The sequence below is a fragment of the uncultured Hymenobacter sp. genome (genome assembly GCF_964243305.1).
Lineage (GTDB): Bacteria > Bacteroidota > Bacteroidia > Cytophagales > Hymenobacteraceae > Hymenobacter.
This window is the reverse complement of record NZ_CAXTEF010000023.1, coordinates 37,336-52,799: the sequence shown is the minus strand read 5'-3', so window position 1 is coordinate 52,799 and position 15,464 is coordinate 37,336. Positions and strand designations below refer to the sequence as shown.

Sequence of the window (15,464 nt, the reverse complement as noted above, 5' to 3'; positions counted from 1 at the left end):
AGTCTACTTGTTCGTCGTTTGCTGGGGAATGGGCGGCGCGTTGTCCGCCTTCGGTCAGGGCCCGGCTTCCGTCACCGGCACGGTGCGTGACCCCGACGGGGCACCCATTGAGTTTGCGACCATCACCCTGCACCGGGTCACTGATTCTACCGTAGTCAAATCGGAATTCAGCGATGCGAAAGGGGCCTTTACGTTGGGAGCACCCGCCCAGGGGCGCTACCTGGTGTCGGTGGCGCAGGTCGGCTACGAGCGCTATTGGAGCATCGCATTTGAGCTGCCCATCACGGGGCTGGTCCTGCCCGCGGTGGCCCTGCGCCCCAGTGCCGCCACGGTGCTCCAGGAGGTGAAGGTGATGGGCCAGAAACCGTTGTTTGAGCATCAGGCCGACCGCACCGTCGTCAACGTGGAAAACTCACCACTAGCGGCGGGCAATACGGCGCTGGACGTGCTCACGCGGGCACCCGGCGTAACCGTGGACGGCAGCGATAACCTGGCCCTGCGCGGCAAACAGGGCTTGCTCGTGCTCATCGATGGCAAGCGCCAACCCATGACGGGGACCGAGCTAGCCGACTACCTGCGCACGCTGCCGGCCGAACAGCTCGCAACCATCGAGCTGATTACCAACCCGCCCGCCAGCTACGACGCGCAGGGCACGGCCGGCGTTATTGCCATCAACCTCAAGAAAGACCAACGCCAGGGCGCAAACGGTAGCCTGAACCTGGGCTACGGGCGCGGGGTGTACGGCCGGTTGACCACCGGGGCCACGCTCAACTACCGGCGAGGAAAAACCAATGCCTATGGTTCTTATACCTATGCTGACCGGAGCACGTACCTGCGCCTGACCAGCCACCGGGTGTTTTACGAACAGGGCCAGCCGACCAGCGGCAGCGACCACGAGGACTACACCGTGACCCGCACCCAGACCCACAACTGGAAACTAGGGGCGGATTATGTGTTCACCAGCCGCACCACGCTGGGGGTCGCCCTGACCGGCCAAGTGGCCCAGGGCAACGGGCAGGGAACCAACACCGTGGCGTTACTCGATGCTGGCGGCACCGTCAATCGCACGCTCACCTCGGCAGCGTACCGCAACGCGAGCACCCCCAACCTGGCCGCCAACCTGAACCTACGGCAAGCCTTCGCGGACTTCAGCAACAGTCGCGCCTTGACCGTCGATGCCAACTACGCCACGTACCGCCTCGGCCGGCAACAAGGCTTGTCAGCGTTGCTCGATGCCGGCAGCGCGGGTCCCACCCTGCTTACCAGCGACCAATCGGGGCACCTTCGCCTGCTCACCGGCCAACTCGACTACGGGCACCCGCTGCCTTACCGCCAACTCCTATCTGGGGGGCTCAAAGTCAGCCAGGTGCAATCTGGCAACGATGCCGTGTTCCAACAAACCACCGATGGGGTTACGACCCTTGATACGGCCCAAACCAATCGGTTTCGCTATACTGAAAACATCCGGGCGGCTTACCTCAACTGGCAGCAAACTGGGGCGCGAGCCACCTGGCAGGTGGGCTTGCGGGGCGAGCAGACGAGCGCCCAGGGCGTGCAGGAAGTGGGCAACCAGCGTTTTGACCGCCAGTATTTCCAGTTGTTTCCCAGCGCTTTACTCAAATACACGTTTTCGCCCCAGCACGAGCTGACGTTGGCGCTGAGCCGCCGCCTCGACCGCCCAGGCTACGACCAGCTCAACCCGTTTCGTATCTATTTGAACGCCACCACCTACCGCTCGGGCAACCCGGCCTTGCTTCCTCAAACCAGCTACAACGCGGAAGTAACGCACACCTATCGGCAAAAATATACCGTCGGCTTTAGCTACAGCAACACGCAAAACCCGGTCCTAATTGTGGTGCAGCCCGCTACCGCCACGAGCCGTTTCGTGCTGGCCCGCCCCGTCAATCTGAGTGTTCAGCACTACGCTGCCCTGACGCTAACGGTGCCCCTTATGCCCAGTAAAACCTGGTCGATATACAACAGCGCCGTTTTCTACTACAGTCGCATTACTGGGGACTTAGCCGGCACTAGGCTCAACCGGGCCATGCCGTCGGTTAATGTGAGCAGCACGCACACCCTCACGCTGGGCCAGGGCTGGAGCGCTGACCTGAGCGCCACCTACCAGTCGCCCGAAATCTATGGCTTCATTACCTCCCGCGCCAACGGTGATGTGACCATTGGGGCCCAGAAAAGTCTGCTGAAGGGTCAGGGCACCCTTAAGTTTAATGTAACCGATGTCCTGTACACCAACCGGAATATTGCCACCTCCACGTATGATAACTACGTGGATGATTTCACCCAAAGTCGGGATTCACGGGTAGCGACCCTTTCGCTCAGCTACCGCTTGGGAAGCAACCAAGCGGCTGCTAGCCGCCGCGCGGACGGCGCGGAGGAGGAAAAGCGACGGGCAGGTGGCCAACAATAGCCTCGGCCATAAGCGCAGGGATATCCTAATTCATCTTTTTTCGCTCATGCCGGTAGAATTTCTCAGCGACGAACAGTCCACCCATTACGGGCGCTACCCCGCCGACCCCAGCCCGGAGCAACTAGTCCGTTTCTTTTACCTCAGCCCCTAGAACATTCAATTTCTGGCTTCCTATCGCCGTTCTTACACCCAACTCGGGTGCGCCCGTGCAGCTGTGCACGCTGCGGTTCTTGGGCACGTTTTTGACTATTCCCACGCAGGTGCCAACCGTCGTGGTGCAAACTCTGGCCCAGTAACTTCACCTGACGGCCGACACCTGGAACGGCGAGTACACCCGGTCCAACACCCTCCATGACCACCAGGTACACATTGTGTCGTACCTGCGCTTTGTCGCCTTTGAGGGTCAGCCGGCGTTTCGCCTGGCCCGCTGGCTCTACGCCCAGGTCCATACCAGCACCGCGCGGCACAGCCTCCTGTTTGATTTAGCAACCGCGCACCTGGTGGCCCAGCGCATCATGCTGCCAGGAGTGACGGTGCTGACCCGGCTAATTGCGCGGGTCCGCGAGCGGACGGGCAGACACCTATACCATCAACTCCATAACCGATTGAACTCAGCATGACAGGCAGCGTTGAAAGCGCTATTAGTCGTAGAACCTTGCCAACGGCTCACCCAACTCGAAGCGTTGCGCACCGCGCCCATCTAAAGGATGTGAACCATCTCTTGCCGTTGCTGCACGAACACGTCAATGTACCGGGTAGGTACGGCTTCACGCTACCCGAAGCTATTGCTGCGGACAGCTGCACCCGTTGCGTACCCTCACTTCTTAGGAAGCGTCGCTCGGGAAGTTAGCTTACTGATGGTTTCTATTCCTACCCTAGTGCTCCTCCATGCACAGGAACAGAGCAAAAAAGCGAACCTTGTATCTACTCCTGCCCTGGTTTTGCAGTAGCAAGTCGCTTGGCTTGTTCCCAATCCACGCCGCCAAACACCTCCTGAAACCGCTTCTGCTCAGCGGCCAAAAACTCTTCCATCGACGCAAACCGCGGGGCCGGGCGCTTGCGGACCGGGCGTTCCGGCTTGGGGGCTGTAGTTGCAGATTTCATGGCGTAGGAGTAACAAGGGGTAGCCGTACAACGAAACCGTCGTAGGTCCGGTTCGGCACGAACGGTTCGAGGTCGGTGCCGTGCAGCCCGAGGATAATAAAGTTAGTGGATGCGGCCCGTACTTCCCGCGCCAGCACCACTTGATAGAGGCGGGTGCGGGCCGGCGTACTGCCGGTGAAAGCGACAGTGGCAGTGGGGTGTTCGGCGAAGAAGGCTAACATGGTCTGGGCCACGGTTGCCATAATCTGCTCCAAGTCGCCGTTGTTGCTGACGGAGAGAAAGTCCGGCTGCCCGTACTCGTTTACGTCGGCCAGCGAGAGGCTGTACAAGTCGGCAACATCGGTTTGAGAGTAAAGTACCAGCTTACGCACCGGGTTCGGGCCTTCGCTGACGAACTCAAAGTAAAGTGCATTGGGGCCGAGGCGTTGAAACGAGTAGAATGGCTTGTCCATGCGCGGCTATAATAGAGCGTGACTAGCCGCGTCCAACACGTCGTTGTCAAACCCTTTAAGGTAGATGCGCGTGGTGGCCTCGCTGTCGTGCCCCATCATCTCGCTGATTTGGGCAATCGGGACGCCGGACTGCTTGAGCACAGTAGCGAATGAGTGCCTGGCCACGTAGGTTGTAATCGGCGTGTCCACGTCGGCCAGCTTCGCCAGTTCTTTCAGGCTGCGGTTGGTTTGGCGCAGCACCTTCTGAACGCGATGGTCGCGCTGCTGCTCCGTCTGGTGAAAGTCACTCAAGATGGGGAAGATGTAAGGCGAAGGGCTGGCAGCAGCCAACTCTCGGTAGTAGTCCAAGATTTCCTGAGCGGGAGCGAGAACGTTCACGTTGAAGTTCTCTTTCGTCTTCCGACGGCTGTAGAAGATGCGGTCGTCGCGGAAGTCCTTCCACCGCAGGTAGGCCATGTCTACGAAGTTGATGCCTCGGCAGTAAAAGCTGAACAAGAAGTAGCGACGGGCCTGCGCCTGGGCCGGGTTGTCAACCAGGTCCAAATCTTTGATGCGCTGCAACTCGGCTTTAGAGATGGCGCGGCGCTGGGTTTCGATGCGCCGGAACCTGGCGAAGTTGATACCTTTATATGGGTCGTACTCGCCCGCTACTACTTCTTCCTTCCGGGCGTAGTTGATAAGCGTCTTAAACGTCCGCAGATAGACGAAGAAGGCATTGGGCTTGGTACCACGCTGTATATGGTGCTCTTCCCAGCGGGTGAGAAAGGCATTGTTAACGTCAGAGAAGCTAAAGTCCTTGTCGCCACGGTAGGCCATGAGGCTCTTCTTGGTGGCATGGAAGATGTCCGCATAGCCCAACCGGTCTGTGGCCCGCAGACGGGCGACCCACTGGTCGAAGTAGCCAAGCACCGTCTCTCGGGTCTGCACTTTGCCCAGCTTGGCCTTGATGGTTTCGAGGGTGTACGGCTTGTCGTTGTTCTCGAAGTCGAGAATCACCTTCTCTGCCTCGTGCTCGGCCTTGTCGACCGCCCGCTTGATTTCCTGATACAGGTTGTGCCTTCGTTTGGGCCGATTCGCCTTCAGGTCCCACTCGTCAACCTGGCAGCTGATGCCTAAACCAATCTTTAACTGCTTCCGGTCCCGAGTCAGGCGCAACAAAATCGGATGCTCTCCATTCTTAAGCACCTTGGATGTGTATAGAACGGCTTTCACGGTGGTTTGCATGCCCTTTTTCGGTGTAAACATGGTGTAAACAAAGGTAGCAAAATCAGCTCATCATAAGCTAATGAAAGCAAAAGTATTTTATGTAACTCGTTGATAAACAAATGAAAGCAATTCAGTACAGATAGAAAGTAGCCAATATCAATTGCATGGCATGCAAGAGGTCATCGGTTCGACTCCGATATTCTCCACCAGGACTTTATACGAAACAGGCAGCCACGGTCTTTTCCGTGGCTGCCTGTTTTGGTTTGGGCCGGGTGCTGCGCAAGCGGCTAGGCCTTTCTCAGCGGCTAGGGTTGACCAAACGCCGTGAGCGGCAACACTGGTAATGGGTCCAAGCTAACGAGCCCCTACTGGCTTAATAACCCGGATTCTGGGTGATGCCCCAAGTTTGGGACTCGACCAACGGAATGGGTAGCAGCGGGGTGGGATTAACGGCGCCCTGCGTGACGCTGCGGCTCAGGCAGCGGGCGCGGACATCGGCGGGCAGGATGGCCAGGTAGCGCCCGGTACGAATCAAGTCCCAGTAGCGCAGCGCTTCCATGCCCAGCTCGACGCGGCGCTCGTGCCAGATGGCGGTGAGCAGCGCCGGGCCGTTCAGCGAAGCCGACAGGTCGGGCAGCGTGCCGGCCGGCACGGCGGCGGCCTCATACGTGAGCGAGCCGACGGTGCTGCCCTTGGGCTGAGTGGAAGTGCGGGCGCGCTGCCGGATTTGGTTGACCAAGGCTACCGCCTCGGCGCTACGGCCGAGGTTGGCGGCGGCTTCGGCCTTCATCAGCAGCACGTCGGCGTAGCGAAACTTGCGGATGTTCTGGTCGCCCAACTTATTCTCCTGGGGCTGAAGGATGGCCACTTTGCGGTTCAGGTAACCGGTCGCGTTCTCGCTTATATCAATGGGGTTGACGATGCCCAGCACCACGTCGTTATTCCTGATAAAGGTGACCGGCCGGCGCGGGTCGTTGGCCTCAAACTCGTCGTAGAGGTTCTGGGTCGGGTTGTTGAAGCCGTAGCCGAAGGTCTTGCGGCTGTTCTGGAACACGTTGCTGGTCGTGCCGGTCTTAATGGGGCCGTAGCCTTCGGAAGACGGAGCGAACTGTATTTCGAACACCGATTCCGGGCCATTGGCCCCTTCAGTCTGGTGCACGGCGGCGTAGTTGGGCAGCAGGCTGTAGCCGCTGATGGCGCTGGTCAGGTCATACACGTCCTGCCAGGTGTGGTTGTTGCCGTTCACGGTGCCGAGCTGGTACATGATGGCGCGGGCCAGATAGGCCTGCGCGGCGCCCTTGATGGCGCGCCCCAGGTCGGCGGCGGCGTAGGCGCTTTTTTCGGGCAGCAGCGCGATGACATCCGTCAAGTCTTTCTCGATGAAGGCGTAGGTTTCGGCGATGCTGGCCCGCTGCACGCCGGCCGACTCCGAGGGCAGCACGCTCTGGCTGAAGAGCGGCACGCCGCCGAATGTGCGCACGAGATAGAAGTAGAAGTAGGCGCGCAGAAATAGGGCCTCGCCCTTCAGGCGCTTCTTTAGCTCCGCGTCGATGGTGCCCGCATCCACGTTGTTAATCACGATGTTGGCCCGCGCGATGCCCGTGAAGCTGTGCGACCAGAGCGTGGTGATGGGACCGTTGCCGGGGTCGGCCCGCCACTCCTTCAACTCCTGTATAGAAGCGAAGTCGGTAGGCGTACTACCCTTTTCGGCGTTGTCGCTCAGCACGTCGCCAAACATCCACTCGTACATGTGGCCGACGTAGTCGCCGCTGCCGTACTTAGGGCCTTCGTCCCAGCTGGCCACGTCGTAGATGCCATTCACGGCCTGCACCGCATTCACGGGGTCCTGAAACAGGTTTCCCTGCGTCACGTTGCCCAGCGGCTCTTTTTCGAGAAAGTCCTCGCAGCCCTGCGACAGCACGGCCAGCGCGCTCAGGGTAAGGACGCGGGCTAGTTGATTGATTTTCATATGTAAAGGGGGGTAGGGAATTGCATTTAGAGAGTATTCGATACAAAAAAAGAACGTCATGCTGAACGCAGTGAAGTATCTCTACCGCTGCCTAACCTAACTGTCTGGCTCCGTTGATTACTTCCCCGAGCGAGCTGCTTCGCTTAGGCTCAGCATGACGTTCTTTTTCTGATGTTGGCTTAACCTACAGACGCTTAGAACTGCACGTTCAGGCCGAGGCGGTAGGTGCGGGGCTGGGGATAATTGCCGAAATCCACGCCGTAAGCCAGCGGATTGTTGTAGAAGCCCTGGGCCGAGATTTCCGGGTCGAGGCCAGTGTACTTGGTGATAGTGAATACGTTATCGACTGAGGCATAGAAGCGCACGCCACCAATGCCATAGCGGGTGGTGAAGGGCGTAGGCAGCGAGTAGCCTAATTCGATGTTGCGGGCGCGCAGGTAGCTGGCATCTTCCACGTAGCGGCTGCTGAACTGGTCGTTGCCGTTGTCATCCACCGCGGTCATGCGGGGCTGGTCGGCATTCAGGTTCGAGGGCGTCCAGCGGTCGAGGCGCGAGGCGGAAAAGTTGTTCCAGGTACTAGCGAAGCTGCTGCTTTTAAGCAGGTTGAACGACTGCCCATTGATGGCCTCCGCGCCCTGCACACCATACAGCAAAATCTTGAAGTCCAGCCCGCCATAGCCCAGGCTCAGGTTCATGCCGTAGCTGAAGTTGGGCGTGGCGCTACCCAGATAGGTGCGGTCCTGGTCGTCAATCAGGCCGTTGCCATACACGTCGCGGTAGCGCACGTCGCCGGGCTGGGCGTCGGGCTGAATGAGGGTGCCGGCGGCGTTGGTGTAAGCGCTTACCTCGGCTTCGCTGCGGAAGATGCCGTCCGTTTTCAGGCCGTTGAAGTAGGCAATTTCGCGCCCTACCCCCGTCAGGGTGGTGTTGCCGAACTGCGAAATAACGTTGCCGCTGGCGATGGGCGAAGCGCCGCCGAGGCTGGTCACCTCGTTGCTCACTTTGGTGAAGTTCACGCCCACATCGTAGCGAAACTTGCTGATGCTGTTGCGGTAGTTCAGGGCCAGTTCCAGGCCGCCGTTGCGCAGCGAGGCCACGTTGGCGCTCGACGGAGCCTGGCCCACAGTTACCGGGACCCTGCCCGCCGGCCTAGGTGGCCTTCGGGCCGGCCGCGGGGCCACGTCCTGCCGGCCCCGGCGGCCCGCTGCTTCTCGTGATTTCCTACCCCCTATCGTCCGGCAAGCCGCTACCCGCGCTGCCAGCTCGGTCCGCGCCGCCAGCCAGCTGGTCCGGTCGGGCCAGCTAGCGGCGCAGGTAGCCTGGCTCTCATTTCCCTACCCCCTCCTTTTGGACCAAGGCCGGCCAGCCGGCTTTTTGTGGGGCACGACGTCAGACAATTTTCGAGCAAGGAAACGCTGATTTAGTATTAGCCACAAGTGTTTGATTGTTATAGTTTTACATGGCGAACAGCATCGTTCCAAGCGACTGTTTGTCAAATTAGAATTGCTTGTCAGCTAGCCATTTACTCAATCAAGACTTTCTGTTCTTATGCGCGAAACTTCTTTACTCAACCTGCTGGGCCGCGGGGCGCGGCGGCTGGCGCTGGCCGCGGCGGCGCTGGCCCCGGCGCTAAGCCAGGCCCAGACGGCGCCCACCGTAATTCGCCTCGAAGCCGAAGATGCCATCCTGAAAGGGCTGACCCGGCAGACCGCCACGCCCGGCTATGCCGGCGCGGGCTACGTTGGCGAGTTTGAGAACAGCACCGACAGCCTGATTTTCCGGTTTCCGGCCCAGGCCAGCCGCTACGCGCTGACCATCCGCTACACCTCGCCCACGGCGGCCAAGAAAACCAACGTGGAGGTCAACGGCACCAGCACCGAGCGCACGCTGACCGCTACGGGCGCCGCGTTCGGTACGCTTGCGGCGGGCAACTATGTGCTGCAAGCCGCCGCTAACACCATCTCCATCGACGCCGGCCAGGGCTATTTCGGCATCGACTATATCGAGCTGACGCCCATCGAGACGAGGCTCGCGCCGCTGGTCAACGGCCGCGCCGAAGCCGAGGACGGCTTGCTCAGCGGCACGAGCGTCGCCACGGCGCCCGCCGGCTTTTCGGGAACGGGCTTCGTGACAGGCTTCGACAACAGCGACGCCAAGAACGTGGCCATCACTTTCAATAACCCGACCGCCGGCCTCTATCAGCTCACCGTGGGCCACACCTCGCCCTTCGGCTTCAAGATGGCCAACGTGACAGTGAACGAGGCCAAGAGCGCGGTCAGCTTTCCTGGCACCACGGCGGCGGCCAACTTTGCCACCGCCGACGCGGGCAAGGTGCTGCTGCCCCAGGGCCTGAACACGGTAATAATCGGCGGCGGCTACGGCTACTACGGCATCGACTACATTCAGCTCACGCCCGTCACGGTGGCCCTGCCAGCTAAGCCGGCTAAGCAGCTCATCGACCCGCAGGCCACGCCCGAAGCGCGGGCGCTGATGTCATATCTGGTTGATTTGTACGGCAGCAAAACGCTGTCGGGGCAGCAGGACGACCAGTACGGCCGCAACGGCTCGGAAATCAGCTACGTGCTGGCCACCACCGGCAAGGAGCCCGCCCTGGCTAGCATGGACCTCTACGACTACACCGCCGCGCCGGTGGCGCAGTATGGCCAGCCCAACGGCACCACCGAGCGCTACCTGGCCTGGGCCACGAGCGGCAACGGCCGCGGCATCACCAGTTTGATTTGGCACTGGCGCTCGCCCACCGACCTGAAGACGGCCACCGACCCGAGCGGCGCTTTTTACACCGACCGGACCAACTTCAACCTGGCCGCCGTGCTGGCTGACAAGACCGGCGCCCGCTACCAGGCCCTGCTCAACGACATCGACCTGATTGCCGTGCAGCTGCTGAAGTTTCAGGCGGCGGGCATCCCGGTGCTGTGGCGCCCGCTGCACGAGGCGGCCGGCGGCTTTTTCTGGTGGGGCCGCGACAAAAATCCGGAGCCGTTCAAGGAGCTGTGGCGCCTCATGCACGAGCGGCTCACCAACCGGCACCAGCTGCACAACCTGATTTGGGTGTACTCCGTCACCGATAACCAGAGCCTGGCTTGGTATCCGGGCGACGAATACGCCGACATCACCGGCCACGATGTGTACGGCCCCGACCGCACGGCCAGCCTGAGCAGCTACTGGGAAGGGCAGCAAACGCTGTTCGGCGGGCGCAAGCTGGCCGCCCTCACCGAAACCGGCAACCCGCCCGACCCCAGCCTGCTGAACGCCTACGCCACGTGGTGGTCGTGGTTCTGCTCCTGGCAGGGCGAGTTCGTGCGCCGGCAGCCGGCGGCGTATCTGCGGCGCGTCTATAACGACGCCAACATCCTGACCAAGGACGAGCTGGCCGACTGGAAAACGCTGGCCCTGGCCACCAAAACCGGCGCCGCCGCCACCGATGCCGGCTTCAGCGCCTTCCCCAACCCGGCCCGCGGCTACACCCTCAACGTGCGCCTGCGCCTGCCCGCTGCCCAGCTCACTCAGGTCGAGCTGGTGAACACGCTGGGCCAGCGCGTGAAAACGATGCGCCCGCGCCTGCTGGCCGGCACCAATGAGTTCCAGGTGCCGCTGGCCGGCGTAGCGCCCGGCGTGTATCAACTCGTGGTGCGCCCGGCTGGCCGGCCCGCCCTGAGCCAGCGCGTAGTGGTAGCCCCCTGATTCGGCCTGCCCGGTCCCTACCCCCCTTCCCGCGCCCAACCCGCCAAGGGGGGGGGTAGGGGCCGGCTGCTTGCGTAAACTCAACCACAATGAGTTATGCAGGGTCAAGGAAATGTTAAATTATTATTTGCGGCAAGTGGCACGGGCTACTTTTACGCAGAACTCAGCCTGGCTTTTTCAGGCTTGCGGTTTCATCATAAGCTGCTGGTAGTCAGCAGCTAACTTGCTATCAATCATTTTCTTTTCCTCTTTCAGACAGCCTACGTTGAGGTGGACTACGTGGACATCACGGCCGCCACCGGCACAGCCGCCAAAGCCAGTGCCGAAGCCCAAAAGGCCCTGAGTGCTTACCCCAACCCCACCAACGGCCAAGGGCTAAACGTGCGCCTCGAAGCCGCCGCCCGCGCCGCCACCGTCGAGCTGGTCAACAGCCTCAGCCAGCGCGTGCTCAGCACCAGCCGCAACCTGAGGGCTGGCACCAACCAGTTCCAGCTCGCCACCGACCGCGTGGCCAGCGGCCTCTACCAGTTGGTAGTGCGCGGCGCCAACCAGCCCCTGCTGGTGCAGCGCGTGGTGCTTAACTAAGCAGTCGGCAGCTCTACCTGCTTGGCCTCACTGGCCGGGCGCGGTAGCCAACCGTTTCTGATTCTGATGGAATAGCAAAAGGGCTGGCCTAGCGATAGGTCAGCCCTTTTGCGTGGCGGGCTTGCGGCGAAAGAGGGGGGGTAGGGAATGAGGATGCCGTAATTTCTAAAGGGGCCTTGGCCTTTTCGCCGGAGGCCGGCGAGGGTGGTGACCGATGGCCTACGGCACGGTGTAAAGCCGGGGGTGGTCCTGCTCGAAAACCGTGAGCGAGTCGGCCTGAAACTCCAGGAAGCCGGGCACGCTGGCGTGGCCGGGGTAGGGAGCGTAGAAATGGCCGAGGTGGGCGTTGCGCCACACCATGAGATAGGCAATCTGCCGGGCCTGCGGGTCGGCCTTGATTTGACCTAACAGGTTGTCATTGAACCACGCAGGAGCCGTAATTTTCTCCAGCCCAGCCTCGGTAAGGGCCGCGATTTTGCCGCGCCGCCCGGCCTCGCCCACGATGGCAGCCAGTGTCGCGACACCCTTATTGGGGGTCGTTATCTTGTCAAAATCGCTATAGTCGTCGAAGCCGAGCACGTCCACGTACTCGTCGCCGGGGTAGCGCTCGAAATACTCGGCCATGTCGGGCACGCGGTCGGGCGAATAGGCGAAGAGCAGGTTGTGCACCTGCTTCTTATCGCGCAGGTAGCGCACCGTGAACTGCCAGAGCTGCACGAATTCCTCGCGGGTGCAGTGGCGCTTGCCCCACCAAAACCAGGAGCCGGTGTGCTCGTGAAAAGGCCGGAAGATGACGGGAACTAGCGTGCCGTCAGCGGCGCGCAGGTTATTGAAATAATCCGTAATTACGTCGAGCGCGCTGACGTAGGCCGCGTGCTGCGCGCCGCCGGGCAGAATGGCCTTCACGACGACGCCCGTGGTATCGTAGAAGTTGCGGCCGGTCACGAAGTTGTCCATGTGCCAGCAAAAGGTATTGAAGCCGCCGCGCTCGTAGGCGTCGATGACGAGCTGCCGGTGGCGCACCAGCACCGAGTCGTTGGCCGGGCGCCCGCGCCGCCGCGCGTTCACCAGCTCGGCCACGTCCCAGCCGTAAAGCGCGGGATGCGAGCCGCTCACGCTCTTCACGTCGGAGCGGTCGGGCTCGTCGCGCCAGCCGATGCCGTACTGCGTGGCGTCCTGCTGGCCGAAGAGAATGCGCTTCCCCATCGAATTGCGCAGGTTGTAGAAGACGGCTTTGGTCTGGTAGGTAGCCCGCTTATCGACAACTTTCAGGGGGTAGGGAAAGCGTTGCTCTGCCCGGACACTGGTGCCTGCTGCCCCAGTTCGGCCGGCCACGCAGCCAGCCAGCACCAGCAGCGCGGCCAACAACAACGACACCTGCAGCTGGTAACCTGTTCGCGGCTTGCTCATGGGGAGGGGGGTAGGGATTTGACTTGCGTCAGGGGCTGGGCGCGCACGCCCTGGGTGGTGATTTTGACGGGCTGAATGAGGCCGTTTTTATCGAAGCGCATCTCATCAATACACACGACGCGGTGGTTGCCTTCGGCGTCGCCGGGCGGGTGGCGGTGATACACGATGTACCAGCGGTCGGTGCCGGGCACTTGCAGCACCGAGTGGTGGCCGGCGCCGGTGCCGACTTTCATGTCCTGCTGCAACACCTTCCCGACCCGCTCGAAGGGCCCGAACGGCGAGTCGCCCACGGCGTAGGCCACCGAGTAGGACGGCCCGGTCCAGTCGCCCTCCGACCACATGAAGTAGTATTTGCCGGCGCGGCGGAACATCACCGGGCCCTCGACGTAGCCCGGCGGCGTGATGGATTTGAAGGTAGTGCCATCGGCGAAAGGCACGAAGCCCGTGAAATCGTCCTTGAGCCGGGCGATGTTGCAGTGCTGCCAGCCGCCATAGACGAGGTAGTATTTGCCGTCGCCGTCTTTAAATACGAACTGGTCGATGGGCTGGGCGTGATTATAAAACTTATCAACCAGCGGGTGGCCCAGCAGGTCGCGGAACGGCCCGGCCGGGTTGTCGGCCACGGCCACCCCGATGCCGCCGCGCTGCTGGTCGTTCTGGATATCGTTGGCCCCGAAAAACAGGTAGTACCTGCCGCCCTTGGTCACGATGGCCGGCGCCCACACCGCGCGCCGGGCCCACTTCACGCGGGCCGTGTCGAGCACCCGCGGGTGCTTGGTCCAGGTGACGAGGTCGGGCGAGGAAAAAGCGTCCAGAAATACCTGCTGGGCGTAGGATTTGCGCACTTCCACTTTCTCATCGGCTGGGTACGTGTCGCCGATGACGGCCGAGAAAGTCGGGTAAATCCAGTACCGATTCCCGAAAATGGCGATTTCCGGGTCGGCATACCAGCCGGGCAGAATGGGGTTGCCGGTGGTTTTCGGGGTTGGTTTCGGGGATGCTTTTTGGGCGAAGCCGGTCGGGCCCAGCAGTAGCAGGGCGCCGAGCCAGAGTAGTCTTTTCATAAATAAAGAGTAGTAGCGTGGACTTTGCGAGTCCGCGCGTGGGTAGTCAGGCGGCTGTTCGGGTACCGTTCCCGCGCGGATTCATAGAGTCCACGCTACGCCGCCACTGCGCCCGGCCGGCGGCTGCCGCGCAGGCCGTACCACACGATGTAGAGGTAGCAGAGCACCGGCAGCAGCAGGGCCAGCCGCAGCCCGCTGTGGTCGGCCACGACGCCAAACAGCATGGGCACCAGCGCGCCGCCCACCACGGCCGTGCACAGCAGGCCGGAGCCTTCAGCGGTGTGGCGCCCCAGCCCGGCCAGGGCCAGCGGAAAAATCACGGGCCACATAATGGAGTTCATCAGGCCCACGGCCAGCAGGCTCCACATGGCAATTGCGCCCGTCGTGCTGATGGAGATGAGCACCAGCACGGCCGCGCCCACCGCATTGAAGGCCAGCAGCTTGGCCGGCGAAAATTTATTAAGCAGATAAGCGCCGGCAAAACGGCCGACCATCGCCGCGCCCCAGTACAGCGTCACGCGCTTGCCGGCCGACTCCGGGTCCAGCCCCATCACGTCGGGCAGGGCCAGGTAGTTGACGATGTGCGAGCCAATGGCGACCTCGGCGCCCACGTACGTGAAAATACCCACCACGCCCAGCACCAGATTGCGGTAGTGCCAGGCCCTAGTCGAGCCGGAGTCAACGGCTGCTACCTCTTCGGTGGCGGGCTCAATCTGCGGCAGATTCACCCGGCTCAGCAGCAGGCTGATGAGCAGCAGCACGCCGCCAATGGCCAGGTAGGGCAGCTGCACGGCCCGCACGTCGATGCTCGCCGCCGTGCTGGCATTGTTGAGCGTGGGCAGCCGGCTCAGCAGAAACGCGCTGCCCAGCAGCGGGGCCAGCGTGGTGCCCAGCGAGTTGAACGCCTGCGTGAGCGTGAGCCGCGCCGAAGCCGACTGCGGCGGCCCCAGAATAGCCACGTAGGGGTTGGCCGCCACTTGCAGCAAGGTGATGCCCGAGGCCAGCACGAACAGCGCCCCCAGAAACAGCCCGTACACACGCTGCTCAGCGGCCGGATAAAACAGAAAAGCCCCAATGGCCGCTACCACGAAGCCCAGCAGCATCCCGCGCTTGTAGCCCACCCGCGTCACGAGCCGGCCGGCCGGGATGCTCATCAGGAAATAAGCCCCGAAAAAGCACAGGTTAATCAGATTGGCCTGGGCGAAGGAAAGCTGAAAAATGGCCTTGAGGTAGGGAATCAGGATGTCATTCAGACAGGTGATAAAGCCCCACAAGAAAAAAAGCGTCGTGACCGCGCTCAGGGCCGAAGTGTAGCGGGGCGCGGGGCCGGTCAGCGCCGCGTCGGCCGGGGCGGTGGCAGCAGTGGAAGTAACGGGCAGAGCCATGAGAAGGGGGGTGGGGAAAAGATGGTGGCGAGCAGGTTAAACCGCCCCCAAGATATTAGCTTCCCGGCGGGGCGGAACGCCAAAGAGACATTTTGGAGGAACTTGGCGAATGTAGTACTAATTTTTGCCGGAAAACTACCACCCACAACGCAACCCTACCCC

The 15,464-nt window shown here is 61.7% G+C and carries 12 protein-coding genes; 4 read left to right on the top strand and 8 right to left on the bottom strand.

Features of this window, described 5'->3' with window-relative positions; all coding sequences use genetic code 11:
• Positions 1-28: 28 nt before the first annotated feature.
• Together ACFE70_RS13520 and ACFE70_RS13515 are read left to right on the top strand one after the other, a co-directional pair.
• The gene (locus ACFE70_RS13520) at positions 29-2,425 is read left to right on the top strand and encodes an outer membrane beta-barrel protein (protein ID WP_375418286.1); all 2,397 of its coding nucleotides are present in this window, start codon (positions 29-31) and stop codon (positions 2,423-2,425) included.
• 302 nt (positions 2,426-2,727) lie between these two features.
• The gene (locus ACFE70_RS13515; RefSeq protein ID WP_375418302.1) at positions 2,728-3,045 is read left to right on the top strand and encodes a DUF4158 domain-containing protein; all 318 of its coding nucleotides are present in this window, start codon (positions 2,728-2,730) and stop codon (positions 3,043-3,045) included.
• A 304-nt stretch (positions 3,046-3,349) separates the two neighbouring features.
• On the opposite strand, the gene ACFE70_RS13510 is transcribed toward ACFE70_RS13515, so the two are convergent.
• The 5 genes from ACFE70_RS13510 to ACFE70_RS13490 all read right to left on the bottom strand — a co-directional run bounded on the left by ACFE70_RS13510 (position 3,350) and on the right by ACFE70_RS13490 (position 8,280).
• The gene (locus ACFE70_RS13510; RefSeq protein WP_375418285.1) at positions 3,350-3,529 is read right to left on the bottom strand and encodes a hypothetical protein; all 180 of its coding nucleotides are present in this window, start codon (positions 3,527-3,529) and stop codon (positions 3,350-3,352) included.
• On the bottom strand, positions 3,526-3,981 hold the full coding sequence (locus ACFE70_RS13505; RefSeq protein WP_375418284.1) for a DUF6934 family protein: 456 nt from the start codon (positions 3,979-3,981) through the stop codon (positions 3,526-3,528). The genes ACFE70_RS13510 and ACFE70_RS13505 overlap by 4 nt, the downstream gene beginning before the upstream one ends.
• 6 nt (positions 3,982-3,987) lie before the next feature.
• Complete coding sequence (locus tag ACFE70_RS13500; protein ID WP_375418283.1) at positions 3,988-5,193, bottom strand: site-specific integrase; 1,206 nt, start codon at positions 5,191-5,193, stop codon at positions 3,988-3,990.
• Between the two features lie 367 nt (positions 5,194-5,560).
• Positions 5,561-7,156 carry a RagB/SusD family nutrient uptake outer membrane protein gene (locus ACFE70_RS13495; protein ID WP_375418282.1) on the bottom strand — a complete coding sequence of 532 codons (1,596 nt, stop codon included), beginning with the start codon at positions 7,154-7,156 and terminating at the stop codon, positions 5,561-5,563.
• Between the two features lie 194 nt (positions 7,157-7,350).
• Entirely contained in the window at positions 7,351-8,280 is a 930-nt protein-coding gene (locus ACFE70_RS13490; protein WP_375418281.1) for a hypothetical protein, read from the bottom strand.
• A gap of 424 nt (positions 8,281-8,704) precedes the next feature.
• Between ACFE70_RS13490 and ACFE70_RS13485 the strand changes: the two genes are divergently transcribed.
• Together ACFE70_RS13485 and ACFE70_RS13480 are read left to right on the top strand one after the other, a co-directional pair.
• Positions 8,705-10,858: a glycosyl hydrolase gene (locus ACFE70_RS13485; RefSeq protein WP_375418280.1), complete on the top strand. Its 2,154-nt coding sequence runs from the start codon at positions 8,705-8,707 to the stop codon at positions 10,856-10,858.
• A gap of 270 nt (positions 10,859-11,128) precedes the next feature.
• On the top strand, positions 11,129-11,443 hold the full coding sequence (locus ACFE70_RS13480) for a T9SS type A sorting domain-containing protein (RefSeq protein ID WP_375418279.1): 315 nt from the start codon (positions 11,129-11,131) through the stop codon (positions 11,441-11,443).
• Between the two features lie 219 nt (positions 11,444-11,662).
• Here the strand turns inward: ACFE70_RS13480 and ACFE70_RS13475 are convergent, their stop codons facing one another.
• The 3 genes from ACFE70_RS13475 to ACFE70_RS13465 form a co-directional block, all read right to left on the bottom strand.
• Positions 11,663-12,853 (bottom strand): glycoside hydrolase family 26 protein, encoded by a 1,191-nt coding sequence (locus ACFE70_RS13475; protein WP_375418278.1) that lies wholly within the window; start codon positions 12,851-12,853, stop codon positions 11,663-11,665.
• Positions 12,850-13,917, bottom strand: coding sequence for a glycoside hydrolase family 43 protein (locus ACFE70_RS13470; protein ID WP_375418277.1), 1,068 nt, complete (start codon positions 13,915-13,917; stop codon positions 12,850-12,852). Before ACFE70_RS13470 ends, ACFE70_RS13475 begins: the two co-directional genes overlap by 4 nt.
• Before the next feature lie 95 nt (positions 13,918-14,012).
• On the bottom strand, positions 14,013-15,302 hold the full coding sequence (locus ACFE70_RS13465) for a sugar MFS transporter (RefSeq protein ID WP_375418276.1): 1,290 nt from the start codon (positions 15,300-15,302) through the stop codon (positions 14,013-14,015).
• Positions 15,303-15,464 lie beyond the last annotated feature (162 nt).

Excerpts from the sequence above, each read along its gene's own strand:
- ACFE70_RS13520 (WP_375418286.1), top strand. The coding sequence starts at position 29 with ATGGGCGGCGCGTTGTCCGCCTTCGGTCAGGGCCCGGCTTCCGTCACC.
- ACFE70_RS13510 (WP_375418285.1), bottom strand. The coding sequence starts at position 3,529 with ATGAAATCTGCAACTACAGCCCCCAAGCCGGAACGCCCGGTCCGCAAG.
- ACFE70_RS13505 (WP_375418284.1), bottom strand. The coding sequence starts at position 3,981 with ATGGACAAGCCATTCTACTCGTTTCAACGCCTCGGCCCCAATGCACTT.
- ACFE70_RS13495 (WP_375418282.1), bottom strand. The coding sequence starts at position 7,156 with ATGAAAATCAATCAACTAGCCCGCGTCCTTACCCTGAGCGCGCTGGCC.
- ACFE70_RS13485 (WP_375418280.1), top strand. The coding sequence starts at position 8,705 with ATGCGCGAAACTTCTTTACTCAACCTGCTGGGCCGCGGGGCGCGGCGG.
- ACFE70_RS13475 (WP_375418278.1), bottom strand. The coding sequence starts at position 12,853 with ATGAGCAAGCCGCGAACAGGTTACCAGCTGCAGGTGTCGTTGTTGTTG.
- ACFE70_RS13470 (WP_375418277.1), bottom strand. The coding sequence starts at position 13,917 with ATGAAAAGACTACTCTGGCTCGGCGCCCTGCTACTGCTGGGCCCGACC.
- ACFE70_RS13465 (WP_375418276.1), bottom strand. The coding sequence starts at position 15,302 with ATGGCTCTGCCCGTTACTTCCACTGCTGCCACCGCCCCGGCCGACGCG.